A 15237-nucleotide genomic window follows, 5' to 3' on the forward strand; every position below is an offset into this window, starting at 1 on the left:
TGACACAAGTATCTGTCGCTAGATCTGTACGATTGATCGCTTTTGACGACTGGAAATGCGCGCAATAAGCCGGGTTCGACTTGAAAATGTTCGAAGGAATACTTCAGATTATCTGTTGATGTCGCCATAAGCATAGTCGTGGGTGACCAAGTGATGCGAAATCACACAAGCAATAGACGGTTTCGCTAAGGACTTGGTAATGATATGCAAGCTTAGGCAGTTGATACTTACCTAATTATTAACCGTTTTTATGGTGCCCGGTTGAATTACGCTGGCAAATTTGACGCCGCGCTCTCCTTGGATGGTCAGGGTTCCCGTTTGCCCGGCCACGACCACGTCGATTCCTTTACTGCCAAGGCGCACGGTCACGTGCCCGAAGGCGCGGTCGTCATTGCCGATCCCAACCTGATCTTTCACGGCGACTTCAAGCGCACGGGTCTTGATCTCGTGCTGTCGCACGACGGCCATGAGTTCGTCGTTCACGATTATTTCAGGGGCGACAAGCGCGCGGCGATCGCCTCGCCCGACGGCGCCCATCTCACCGGCGACATCGTCAGCGCGCTCACGGGGCACGTCCAGTATGCGCAGGCCGCGCCCGGTGCCGCCGCGGCGCAAGTCATCGGCCACGTCACCAAGCTGACCGGCAGCGCGACTGCGATCCGCAACGGCGTCTCGGTCATCCTGAACAATGGCGACAACGTCGAGAAGGGCGACGTGGTCTCGACCGGTTCGGATTCGACGCTTGGCGTCACCTTCATCGACGGCACTGTGTTCGGCTTGTCCTCCAACGCGCGGATGGTGCTGAACGAGATGGTCTACGACCCTAACGGGTCGAACAATTCCTCGCTGCTCAGCCTGGTCGCGGGCACCATCACCTTCGTTGCCGGCGAGACCGCCAAGCACGGCGACATGAAGATCGACACGCCGGTCGCCACCATGGGCATCCGCGGCACGGCGGTGTTGACCGAGATCAATTTCGTCGTTCCCTCCGGCGGCGGCGATCCGCAGCCGCAGGCGAACTTCCAGGTGCTGGTCGAGCCCAACGGCACCACCGGCTCCTACATCCTGTTCGACAAGCTGACCCTGCTGCCGATCGCGACGGTCAACCAGGCCGGCCAGATGATCCAGATCAGCGGCGGCAACGTCTCGGTCACCAATGCGCTGCTGTCGCCGGACGTGCAGAAGCTGATCACGGACGTGTTCACGCTGAAGTTCACGGACAACAACACCAACACCAAGCTGACCACGAACTTCACCGACACCATCACGCAGATCCCCGATGGTCTGATGATCAAGACGCCGTCCGGCGCCACTGCGATCGCAACCTTCACGAACCTCAATACGCAGGCTTCGCAGGGGCCAACCCTTTCCACGCAATCCAGCACCCGTGTTCCCGGGCCGCCCGACGCGCGCAGCCTCGATGCCAACGGACATGTGACGACAGCGTTCAAGCTGACCGAGCACGCGAACGCGACCGGTGACCGCGCGGACACGACCGGCGACACCGTGCCTCCCGACACGATCATCTTCCGGGTCAACTTCGTCGACCAAAACCTGGGCGACCAGCCGACGGTGTCGGTGGACCTCGCTGCCGCGCCAAACTACGTCTACACAGACGCCGGCCATCACGACGTCACCAGCTCGCTGACCGCGCTCCAGAAGCAGGACATCGCGGCAACGCAGATCAAGATCAGCGTCGTCGCCGATGCCGGCAACAATAACAACGGCTCGGATATCCTGACCTACACGATCCCCGATCACGCCTTCGACTTCCTTGCGGCCGGAGAAACGCTGACGCTCACCTACAGGGTCCGCGTCAACAACAATTTCGCGGTCAACCCCGAATCCTCGTTCATCGATATCACGATCACAATCACCGGCACCAACGACAAGCCGGTGATCACGACCAGCGTGCCGACCATCACGTTCTCGGGTGGCACCAGCGTGCCGGGCGGCCCGCTCATCAGCGACGTTCCGACCGCGGGGACGCTGACGTTCAAGGATGTCGATCTCACCGATACGCATACGGTGTCCGTGGCGCTGACCAGCGCGAGCCTGCCGGATGGCACCGTGCCGCCGGGCCCGCTTGCCATCTTTCAGCACGCGATGTCCGTGCTGGTCGAAAAGGACAGCACCCAGGCCGGCAACAACACCGGCATCATCGACTGGTCGCTTGCCGACCTTCCCGCCTATGTCGCCGACTTCATCCCCAAGGGCGAGGTCCTGACCCTGACCTACACGGTGACGCTCACCGATTCCCAGGGCGCGACCTCGACCCAGACCATCACCGTCACGATCAAGGGCACCGACAGCCCGGCCGTGGTGTGGATCGCGACCAAGGAGACCGGCGCGCCGTCCGGCGGCCTGTGGGGCGACAAGCTCAACTGGGAAACGCACACGGTCCCGACCATCAACGACGACGTCATGGTCATCACCGACCAGCTGCGCGGACTGACGCCGTCCTATCCGGTCACGATCGATGCGGCGGCGTTCGCCAAGTCGCTGATCATGGACGACTACAACACTTCGCCGCCCGAGCTCATCAACAACAGCACGCTGACGATCGCGGGCGCGCTTACGCTCAACGCCGATTCGAAGTTCACCAATTCGGTTGGTGGCGATGTCCTCGTGGGCGGAAAGATCGACGTCGAGGCAACGACCAGGAGTACCGGCACTGTCACCAACACCAGCATCATTACGAACGCAGGTACGCTGACGCTGGCCGGGGGCGGCACGATCGACACCCGGACCACCGTTTCCAATTCCGGCATGATCGACCTGTCCGGCGGTACTCTGACGCTAAAGAGCAATGTCGCCAACGTCGGCGGCACCCTGAAGGCCGACGCCGGCACGACGCTGATCGTGGATGCCGCGACGATCGACGGCGGCACGGTCATCATTCTCGGCACGCTCGAGCTCGACGGCACCAGCCTGATCGAGAACGGCACGCTGAACAATTTTGCCACAGTCAACGTCAAGGGGGCGGCGGAGTTCGCCAGCGAGACGGTCACAAATGCCGGCAGCGACATCACAATCGATGCTGCCGGTGTGTTGACGCTCGACGGCACGACGATCACTGGCGGGACCGTCACCGACAACGGCACCATCCACATCACCGGGAGCAGCGCCGTCAATGGCGCCTCCGTCACCGGCGGCAGCATCACGGTGCATGCCGCCAAGACCCTGACGCTTGACGACACCACCGTCACCACCACGGCGATCACCGACAATGGCACCGTCAAGGTCGACAGCGGCAAGACGCTGACGCTTGATGGCACCACCGTCACCGGCGGCGCCGTCACCGACAACGGCACCATCCACGTCACCGGCAGCAGCGCCATCAATGGCGCCTCCGTGGCCGGCGGCGCAATCACAGTGGATGCCGCCAAGACCTTGACTCTTGACGACACCACGGTCACCGCCACCGCGATTACCGACAACGGCACGATGAAGATCGATGCCGCGAAGATGCTGGACCTGAGCGGCGTGACGCTGACCGGCGGGGCGGTCAACAATCTCGGCACGGTCGAGATCGTCGCCGACAGCTCGATCGTCAACGATGGCTTCGCCAATACTCAATTGACGATCGACAGCGGCAAGACGCTGACGCTTGACGGCACCACCATCACTGGCGGGACCGTCACCGACAACGGCACCATCCACGTCACCGGCAGCAGCGCCGTCAACGGCGCTTCGGTTGCCGGTGGCGGCATCACGGTGGATGCCACCACGACGCTAGCGCTTGACAATACCGCGGTCACCACCACCGCGATCACCGACAATGGCACGGTGAAGGTCGACTCTTCGAAGAGCCTGAGCCTGAGCGGCGTGACTCTGACGGGTGGAGCGATCAGCAATCTCGGCACGATCGAGATCGTCGCCGACAGCGCGATCATCAATGATACCTTCGCCAATAACCAGCTGATGATCGACAGCGGCAAGGTGCTGACGCTTGACGGCACCACCATCACTGGCGGGACCGTCACCGACAACGGCACCATTCACGTCACCGGCAGCAGCGCTGTCAACGGCGCTTCGGTTGCCGGTGGCGGCATCACGGTGGATGCCACCACGACGCTAACGCTTGACAATACCGCGGTCACCACCACCGCGATCGCCGACAATGGCACGGTGAAGGTCGATGCCGCGAAGAGCCTGAGCCTCAGCGGCGTGACGCTGACCGGCGGAGCGATCAGCAATCTCGGCACGATCGAGATCGTCGCCGACAGCTCGATCATCAATGATGCCCTCGCCAATAATCAATTGACGATCGACAGCGGCAAGGTGCTGACACTTGATGGCACGACGATCACTGGCGGCGCGATCACCGACAGCGGCACCATTCACGTCACCGGCAGCAGCGCTGTCAACGGCGCTTCGGTTGCCGGTAGTGCAATCACAGTGGATGCCGCCAGGACCCTGACGCTTGACGACACCACGGTCACCACCACCGCGATCACCGACAATGGCACGGTGAAGGTCGATGCCGCGAAGAGCCTGAGCCTCAGCGGCGTGACGCTGACCGGCGGAGCGATCAGCAATCTCGGCACGATCGAGATCGTCGCCGACAGCTCGATCATCAATGATGCCCTCGCCAATAATCAATTGACGATCGACAGCGGCAAGGTGCTGACACTTGATGGCACGACGATCACTGGCGGCGCGATCACCGACAGCGGCACCATTCACGTCACCGGCAGCAGCGCTGTCAACGGCGCTTCGGTTGCCGGTAGTGCAATCACAGTGGATGCCGCCAGGACCCTGACGCTTGACGACACCACGGTCACCACCACCGCGATCACCGACAATGGCACGGTGAAGGTCGACGCTTCGAAGAGCCTGAGCCTGAGCGGCGTGACTCTGACGGGCGGAGCGATCAGCAATCTCGGTACGATCGAGATCGTCGCCGACAGCTCGATCATCAATGATGCCCTCGCCAATAACCAACTGACGATCGACAGCGGCAAGGTGCTGACACTTGATGGCACGACGATCACTGGCGGCGCGATCACCGACAACGGCACGGCGAAGATCGATGCCGCGAAGACGCTGAATCTCAGCGGCGTGACGCTGACCGGCGGGGCGGTCAACAATCTCGGCACAGTCGAGATCGTCGCCGACAGCTCGATCGTCAATGATGGCTTCGCCAACACTCAACTGACGGTCGATCGCGCGAAGACGCTGAGCCTGAGCGGCGTGACACTGACCGGCGGGGCGGTCAACAATCTCGGCACGGTCGAGATCATCGCCGACAGCGCGATCGTCAATGATGCCCTCGCCAATAACCAGCTGACGATCGACAGCGGCAAGGTGGCGACATTTGATGGCACGACGATCACCGGCGGCACGATCACCGACAACGGCACGATGAAGGTCGATGCCGCGAAGACGCTGAATCTCAGCGGCGTGGCGCTGACCGGTGGCGCAATCAACAATCTTGGCACGGTCGAGATCGTCGCCGACAGCTCGATCGTGAACGACGGCTTCGCCAACGCTCAACTGACGGTCAACGGGGCCAAGACGCTGACGCTTGATGGCACCACTATCACTGGCGGCACCGTCACAGATTACGGAACCGTCCACATCACCGGCAGCAGCGCCGTGAACGGCGCAGCCGTCACGGGCGGCGCCATCACGGTGGATGCCACCACGACGCTAACGCTTGACAATACCACGGTCACTGCCACCGCGATCACCGACAACGGCACCGTCAAGGTCGACTCTTCGAAGAGCCTGAGCCTCAGCGGCGTGACGCTGACCGGCGGGGCGGTCAACAATCTCGGCACCGTCGAGATCGTCGCCGACAGCGCGATCATCAACGATGCCCTTGCCAATAATCAATTGACGATCGACAGCGGCAAGGTGCTGACGCTTGATGGCACCACCGTCACCGGCGGCACCCTCACCGACAACGGCAGCATCCACGTCACCGGCGACACCGCTATCACCGGCGCTTCCGTGGCTGGCGGCGGCATCACGGTGGACGCCACCACGACGCTGACGCTTGACGACACCACCGTCACCACAACCACCATCGCCAATGGCGGCACGGTCAAGGTCGATGCGAACAGCAAACTGACATTGGCGGGCGCAAGCCTGACCGGCGGCACGCTTACCGTCTCCGGTACGCTCGCGTCCTCCGGCACCACCACCATCACCGACGCCACCATCTCGAACAGCTATCTGATCGAGGCGACTCTCGGCGGCCTCTTGACGCTGCTGGCGACGACCCCCGCCGCTGCCATTACCAATGGCGACATCATCCAGGCGAATGGCGCCGAACTCGATATCAACGGCGAGCTCGTCACCAACACCGGCACGCTGGCCGCGATCAACGACGGCACGCTGAAGCTGATCGCGACCAAGGTGACCAATACCCTCGGCACAGTGTCGGTCGATGCCGGCTCGACGCTCGATCTCGATGAAGCCACCATTGACGGCGGCACAGTGACGATCTCCGGCACGCTGGAGTCGAGCGGAAGCAGTGCCATTAACAACGCCAACGTCACGATCACCGGTACGGTCAGCATCGCCGGCGGCACGCTCACCTTCGATCCGCCCGATCCCGTCTACACCATCGTCAACCAGAACGTCATGGCCGCCGATGGCGGCGAGATCGACGTTATCCACGATGCCATTACGAATACCGGCACGCTCGAGGCGATCCATCACGGCACGCTGAAGCTGACAGGCGCGGTCGTCACGAACAAGGATGGCACCGTTCTGGTCGACGCTACATCGGCGCTTTACTTGACCGGGGTCACGGTCAATGACGGGACGCTCAGCAATGCCGGCCACCTCTATGCTGTCTCCGGTCCCAACACCATCACGGCCGCCGTCGCAAACACCGGCACAATCGAAGTCCAGGGCGGCACGCTCGATCTCTCCGGCGGCCTCAGCGGCGTGGGTTCGCTGATCATCGACGACGGCGCGACGCTCGAGCTTGCGGGCGCTACGGCCCAGACCGTCACCTTCAACGGCGGCACCGATACGTTGCGGCTCGACAAGGTTGCGGGCGAGAGCTTCAGCGGCACCATCGCAGGCCAGTCGAGCACCAATGGTACGTTCACGGTCAACGGCGACGCTGACATTACAACGTCGACCGGCGATGCGCTCGACTTCACGGCTGGCGTCGGAACGACGGCCGCCAATATCGTTCTGACGCCGACAGGCACGTTGACAGGTGCGTTGAACGGCGTCCTTGTGACCCAGAACGGTGCCGGCAATATCTCGCTGACGGCGACCGGGGACATCACGGGCCTGAACGGCAACGGCATCATGCTGCGCGACAGCGCAACCGGAGCCGGCAGCATCACGGTCAACGACGTTACCGGCAAGGCGACCGGCACCGGCGCAAATTCGGTGGGCGTACTCGTCGAGAATCTCAATGCCGCCAACGCCGGCGACATCACGATCACCCAGCGCGGCGGCGCCGAAGGTGATGCATACGGCATTGACGTGGCCACTTGGGGTAATGGCGATGTCACCATCGATGCCGGCGGCGCGATCACGGGAAGCGCGATCTACGGCATCCGGGCACGCAGCTATGGCGCCGGCCGCGAGACGGTCACGACTGAGACCGGCAGCGTCATTACCTCTGGCAGCTCCGGCATCGTCGCGGTCAATCGGGCGATCTCGCTCGATGCGTCGAACGACAGCACCATCACGGTCAACGCCTACGGCACGATCAATTCGGGGGATACCGCTAATCTCTCCGGCAATCCGCCGGCTGGCATCCAGGCCGGGTATACCGGATCCAAGGACAGCACTGGCGCCAACACCGACGTCAACGGGACGGTTGTCGTCAACAACTACGCCGATATCACCGCCGCAGCCGGCTCCGGTATTGACGCCTACAATTACGGGAATGGCGACGTCACCGTGAACAGCTTCGCCGGCACGACGATTTCCGTTTCCGGCACCCGGAGCTACGGCATCGAGGCCTCCGCCCTGAGCGGCGGCACCGGCGACATCAGCATCACGCTGGACAAGAACGTCACGATCACGGGTGCAACGGCCTACGGCATCAAGGCCTACAGCATCGATGCGGGCGACATCAGCGTCACCATGGCGACGGGCGACAGCATCACGTCCGGCAGCTCCGGCATCGTGGCCGTCAATTATGCGACCGCCATCGCAAGCGGCGTGGACAGCACGATCTCCGTTCAGGCGCACGGCACCATCCATTCTGGCTCCACGTCGAATAATGACACCACCACGCCGGGCGGGATCATCGCCGGCTACAAGCCGGGCGGCAATGCCACCTTCTCGAACGCGGTCAAGGGCGACGTCACCGTCGCGAGCGACGCGGCGATCACTGCGGACGCCGGCTACGGTATCGAAGCGTTCACCTGGGGCGTCGGTAAGGTCACGGTCACGACCGGCGCGCTTTCGTCGATCACCGCCGCAGGCACCGCGATCGGCGCCTTCGATCACGGTGGTGGTAACGTCAGCGTCACCAACGAAGGCTCCGCGACCGGTGCGGTCGGTCTGTCGGCCCTTGCCACCGGCGCGGGCGACGTCACCATCGTCAATGATGGCGATCTCGCCGGCACGAGCCGCGTCGGCATCAGCGTCACGCAGGACGATGACAGCGCGACAGGCTCGACGCACATCACCAACACTGGCTCCGTCGTCGGCGCCAGCGGCTATGCTGCGATCTCCATCCATGAGAACGCGACCGGCACCGCGCTGATCGACAATTCCGGCACGATCGGGCCCGATGATGCCGGCAGCGTGACCGCGACGACCTACGCGATCGTCGAGACCGGTGGCGCCATCACGATCAACAACAGCGACCACATCAACGGCAACATCTCGGTCGCCAGCGCCACCTTCGACAACGAGAGCGCCGGCACCTGGACGGTCTCGGGGACGGGCGTGTTCGGCACGCTGTCCACGATCGAAAATGCCGGCGAGATCGATCTCCTGAACGGCGCCTCGGTCTCGAGCGCGGACGGAGTGACCTTCGCCATCACAAACTCCGGCAAGATCGAGAGCTGGGGCACCAATTCGATCACGGGCAGCATTACCAATACCAACACGATCGAGGTCCACACCGGCACCCTGTCGTTGTTCGGTTCGCTGTCCGGTGCAGGCTCGGTCACGATCGACGCCAACGCGACGCTCGACGTCAATGCCACGGTCTCGCAGACCATCACGTTCGATGCCGTCGGTGGCAAGCTCCAGATCGACACAGCGAGCTTCGGCGGCTCGGTCGCCGGCTTTGCGGCGACTGACAAGCTCGACCTGTCGACCATCAAGTATGACGGCGGCACCTCCGCAACCTACGACGCCAACACCGGCAATCTCGTCGTGAGCGATGCCTATGGTCACAGCATCACGGTGAAGCTCACTGGCCACGATTACAGCGATGGGCATTTCGCCGGCAGCAGCGACGGCCATGGTGGCACGCTGATCACGCTCAATGCCGACGACGACACGCCGGCGTTCACCGCCGCCGAGGCGTCACCGACCGTGAGCTTCTCCGAACTCGCGAACACCACCGGCTCCTCCGCGCTCGACCCTGTCTCGGGCGGGACCGGCACGATCCATTTCACCGACGTCGACCTCACCGACCGGCCGACTGTGACAAATGTCGCCCAGACCGTGACCTGGTTCGATACCGACGGCACCACCCAGCTGACGCTGTCGCCGGACGAGATCGCCGCGCTCGAGCATGCGCTGACGCTTCAGCAGACCGGCAAGAACAACGGCGCAGTTGGCTGGAGCTATTCGATCGCCGACAGCGCGCTGGATTTCCTCGGCGAAGGCCAGACCGTGAAGGTGAACTCCACCATCACGCTGAATGACGGCCACAACAGTACCGATACGGCGCATGTCGATGTGACGATCATCGGTACGAACGATGCGCCGAAGATCAGCTATGGCTTGCCGAGCTATCTTGCGTTCGACGGCGCCACAGCGGTGAGCGGCACGGTATCGACGCAAAATACCGGCAATGGGTCTGACGGCGTTTCGCTCCAGGGCTGGGTCAACTGGAGCGGGGAAGGCAAGTCCGGCGATTCCCAGCTTCTGTTCTACAACGGGAGCACGTCGGACGCGGGCTTCGGCGTCAACGGTGTGGTCACCGACGAGGGCAAGCTCGACCTCCAGATCCAGAATGGCGGCATTGCCGGTATCGACACCGGCGTCACCATCGACGCCAACCACGCTCATAATATCGCGCTGACGCATGTCGACGGCCTGTTCACACTCTATGTCGACGGTGTCGCCGAATACACCACGACGGCCAGTGTCAACAGCATTCCGGGGGCTGCCGGCTACAACGATTTCACCGAGATCGGCGGCGTCCCGACGGAAGACGGTACTGGCTTCGCGACCGAAGGTTTCAAGGGCAGCATCTCGGATGTCAGCATCTGGAGTGCCGCGCTGACACAGGCCCAGGTCCAGGTGAGCCAGGCTGCGACGCTGACCGGCAGCGAGAGCAATCTCGTCGGCCTTTTCCCGCTCCACGACGGCGGCGGCACAGCGGTCACGAACCTCGCAAGCGGTGGCGGCAATCTGGGCATTCACGGCAATGCCGCCTGGATCGACGCTGCGTCCGGCGGTGTCACGGCCTCGCTGACGGAGACCGATGCGGGACAGGTCGTTCACGGCACGCTGGCGGTGTCCGATGCCGACGCCACCGATCATGTCACGGTGGCGCTCGATCACGTCACCGTCTATCTCGATGGCGTCCTGCAGGCCGACGGGATCGACGGGCTGTCGAACGCGGACCTGCTGAACTATCTCACCGTGCAGTCTGGCGACATCCTGAATGGCACCGCCACCCACGCGCAGTTCACCTGGGATTTCAATTCGGGCAGCCAAGCCTTCGACTTCCTTGCCGCCGGCCAGACGCTGTCGCTGCAATACACGATCGTACCGGACGACGGCCATACGGCGACCGGCACCGGCAATGGCACCGTCACCATTAACATTGCCGGCACCAACGACGCGCCGACGCTGGACAGCACGGTGCTGGCCTCGGTCAGCGGGAATGACAGCAATCCGACCGGAGCCGCCGTCAGCGATCTCTTCGCGGACAAGTTCCACGATGTCGACGCCGGCGCGAGCCTGAAGGCGATTGCGGTCAGCGCCGACAATGCTTCCTCGGATCAAGGCATCTGGCAGTATGAGATTACGGGCACCGATCTGTGGGTCGATATCGGATCTGTCGACGATGCGCATGCTTTGGTGCTGAGCCCCGACACATTGCTCCGCTTCGTGCCGGCCGACGGTTACACCGGCACGCCGGGCACGCTTGACGTTCACGCGCTCGACGACACCTACGCCGGCACCGTCACCACCACCACATCGCCCGCGTTGATCGATATTTCCGGCGCCGGCCATGGCGGGACCACGCCGGTGTCCGACCAGGCCGCCTCGATCAGCATCGATGTGACCGTGCCGCCGGACGTGCTGGTCGCGAACGACGACACCATCGGCAACGCCGCGACACCTTCGACCGCTGACGGCTGGGTGCTCGACGCGGAGAACGGCCACTTCTACCGCATTGTCGCGTCTGAAGTGACCTGGGCTAAGGCGGATGCCAATGCAGTTGCGGACGGCGCCTATCTCGCGACCGTCACAAGCCAGGGCGAGGAAGATTTCATCGCCAAGCTGGCCGGTTGGGACCATGTCCGCTACGGAGTGTGGAGCGGCGGCCAGAGCCTCGACGACAATCTGCAGGCTTCGAGTCACTGGTCATGGGTGACCGGGCCCGAAGCCGGTTCCGATTTCACCTATGCGGCCTGGAGGGCTCACGAGCCGAGCGGCTGGGGCACCGAGACCGTCGCCTATATGGTGATCGAGGACCACGGCCGCGACTGGAACGACGTGCCGCCATATTTCGATAGTCGTGCCTACCTTGAAGAATGGGGCGGCCAGCAGGGTCAGGTCGCGTTCAAGGAGAATGTCGGGACCACGCTGACGACGGCGCAGCTGCTGACCAACGATACCGATTCCGCGGGCAACCCCATCAACGTCACGTCGGTCGGCGATCTCTCCGGCCACAGCGCCCATGGTGGCGCGGTCACGCTCGACGGCAACATCATCAGCTATACGCCGGCGACTGACTATTTCGGCGCCGATAGCTTCACCTACACCATCTCCGACGGCGTCAAGACCTCGACCGCGACGGTGTCCTTCACCGTCGACCAGTCGCCGGTGATCGACACGACGCATTTCGAGCACACGCACAACGCCGACAAAACCGATACGATCACGGGGCTGTCCGTCTCGGGCTCGTCGGCGGAGACCTACACCGTAAGTGCCGTCACCGCAGGGCAGGGCGACGGCAGCAGCGTTTCTCCGTCCTCCGGAAACAGTCTCACGCTGGACCAGGTCAACTTCGACATCGCCAGCGTCACCTACAAACCCGGAGCTTCGCCTCCCGCCAACGACATCATCACCTTTACAGTGACGAACAATGTCGGCGTTCGCGACACCGTCAACTTCATCTTCAAAGAGGCCGGCGACACCAGTCAGGGCATCACGCTGCAAGGCACCGGCGGCAAGGACGTCATCTTCGCAACCGAGACCGGCGACACGCTGATCGGCGGCGGCGGCAAGGATCAGTTCGTGTTCGCGCCGGGCGCGTCCGGAGCTGACGCCCAGCACACTATCGTCGATTTCGCGGCGGGCCTGGACAAGATCGACCTGCGACAATTCTCGGACGTCAGTTCCATGAACAATCTCACCATCACCCAGCAGTCCGGCAACACGCTGGTCACGTGGCAGCAGCAGGTCGCTCAACCTGAGAGTGCGACGGTCACGGAGCATGAGTCGATCCTGCTGAAGAACGTGATTGCCGCCAAGCTCCAGGCCAGCGATTTCATCCTCCACGTCGCCTGATGAATGCCCCGGCTTCGCGAGGACTGGACCGCATGTTAACCGCGGAAAAAAATCCGCAATCCTCCACCGTCAGGGAATAGCCAATCGCGCGCGGACGCTCCATGATCGGTGCGCATGACGTGATGCAGGACAGGAAGTCCGGTTAGCATGAAGCGGCTAAGACTGATGCAGCGGTGGTTCGCGCGTAAATTCGGCTTTGCGCGGCTGGTGTGCCTTGCGCTGCTGGTCGTCTTCGCCGGCTTGCGCCTCTGGGATCCGCCGCCGGTCCAGGAATTGCGGCTTCGCACTTTCGACCTGTTCCAGCTGGTCGACCCCCGTCACAAGACGGTGCGGCCGGTCACCATCGTCGACATCGACGACAGGAGCCTCGCCAGGTTTGGCCAATGGCCGTGGTCGCGGACACGGATCGCGGACATGATCATCAGCCTCACCAATAACGGCGCCGTGGCGATCGGTTTCGACGTGGTGTTCTCGGAAGCGGACCGGCTCAATCCGGATCTGGTCGCCAACCAGATGCGCGATCTGGACGACGCCACCCGCACCAAACTGCGCGAGCTGCCGAGCAACGACCAGATTCTGTCGGAAGCGATCAAGCGCTCGCACGTCGTCCTCGGCGAAACCGGACTGCCGGAGGTCGGGTCGGAGCTCGACAAGACGCTGCCCTTCACCGGCGTCGCGACGGTCGGCGAGGAGAACGCCGAAAAATTCCTGTTCGAATTCCCCGGCCTGCTGCGTAACGTACCCGTCATCGAGAAGGTCGCCGCCGGTCGTGGCCTGTTCTCCATCAAGACCGAGCGCGACGGCTTTATTCGCCGCGTGCCGATGATCATGCGGGCCCAGGGCAACATCATGCCCTCGCTCAGCCTCGAGATCCTGCGGGTCGTCACGGCAACGCCGACGCTGCTGGTTCGCACTGACAAGACCGGCATCCGCGCCATCCGCCTCAAGGGCGTCGAGATCCCGACCGACAAGAACGGCCAGCTCTGGGTGCACTACGCCCGCCGCGATCCCTCGATCTATGTCTCGGCGGCGGACGTGCTCGATAACACCGTGCCGCCGAGCAAGATCACTGGCAAGCTGGTGCTGATCGGCACCTCTGCGGCCGGGCTGAACGACATCAAGACCACGCCGGTGTCCCCGAACATGCCGGGTGTCGAGATCCACGCCCAGGTGCTCGAAAGCGTGCTGAGCGGCGCCGTGATCTCCCAGCCGAACTACGCGCTCGGCGTCGAGCTGCTCGCCGCGCTGATCATCGGCATCCTCGTCATCATCTTCACGCCGAATCTCGGCCCGGTCCGGCTCGTGCTCGCGGGCGCGACGTTCGCCGCCATCCTGATCGGCACGTCCTGGTTCTTCTACTGGCGGTCCCGCTACCTCATCGACTTCACCTATCCGCTGCTGTCGACCACCGCGATCTACCTGACCTTCATCTTCGCGAGCTTCGTGCGCGAGCAGCGGCAGCGGAAGGAGATCCGCGGCATCTTCGCGCAATACATGTCGCCCGTTCTGGTCGAGCAGATGGCACAGTCGCCTGAAAAGGTCGTGCTCGGCGGCGAGGAGCGCGAGATGACCATCATGTTCTCCGACGTGCGCGGCTTCACCACGATCTCGGAAAGCTACAAGCACGATCCGCAAGGGCTCATCGTGCTGATGAACCGCTTCCTGACGCCACTCACCGACGTGATCATCGAGGAGAAGGGCTACGTCGACAAATACATGGGCGACGCCATCATGGCGTTCTGGAACGCGCCGCTCGACGATGCCGAGCACCAGCTCAACGCCTGCGAGGCCGCGATCCGGATGCTCGAGAAGATCGACGTGGTCAACAGGGAGCGCGAGCGCGAAGCCGCCGATGGCGGTCACGTCTATATTCCGCTCAACGTAGGCATCGGTCTCAACACCGGCATCGGCGTTGTCGGCAACATGGGCTCCGACCTGAAGAAGAACTATTCGGTGCTGGGCGACAGCGTGAACCTGGCCTCGCGCCTGGAAGGCCAGACCAAGGAATACGGCTTTCCGATCATCGTCGGCTCCCGCACGGCGCTCGCCGCCAAGGACAAGTTCGCGATCCTCGAACTCGACTTCATCATGGTCAAGGGCAAGAGCGAGCCGGAGGTGATCTATGCCATCGCCGGCCGCGAGGACGTGATGCAGTCGGGTGCGTTCCAGCGCCTGCGCAACGTCACCATCGAGATGCTCGGCTGCTACCGCAGCCGCGACTGGCAGGGCGCACTCGACGCCATCGAGCGCGGCCGTCGCAGCGAGGATGCCGACACGCTGGAAAAGCTGTTCAAGCTGTATGAAGCGCGCATCAATGAGTTTCGCGTCAATCCGCCGGAGGAAGGGTGGACGGGGGCGTATGCGCTGCTGACGAAGTAG

General features: G+C 63.1%; 2 protein-coding genes. Both read left to right on the top strand.

Annotation, left to right across the window (positions count from 1 at the left end):
• Nucleotides 1-318 precede the first annotated feature (318 nt).
• Complete coding sequence (locus ACP2YP_RS04105; protein WP_426422459.1) at nucleotides 319-12858, top strand: Ig-like domain-containing protein; 12540 nt, start codon at nucleotides 319-321, stop codon at nucleotides 12856-12858.
• A gap of 147 nt (nucleotides 12859-13005) precedes the next feature.
• Nucleotides 13006-15237: a CHASE2 domain-containing protein gene (locus ACP2YP_RS04110; protein ID WP_426422461.1), complete on the top strand. Its 2232-nt coding sequence runs from the start codon at nucleotides 13006-13008 to the stop codon at nucleotides 15235-15237.

Origin of the sequence: Bradyrhizobium genosp. A, from assembly GCF_049949275.1 — a bacterium.
Lineage (GTDB): Bacteria > Pseudomonadota > Alphaproteobacteria > Rhizobiales > Xanthobacteraceae > Bradyrhizobium.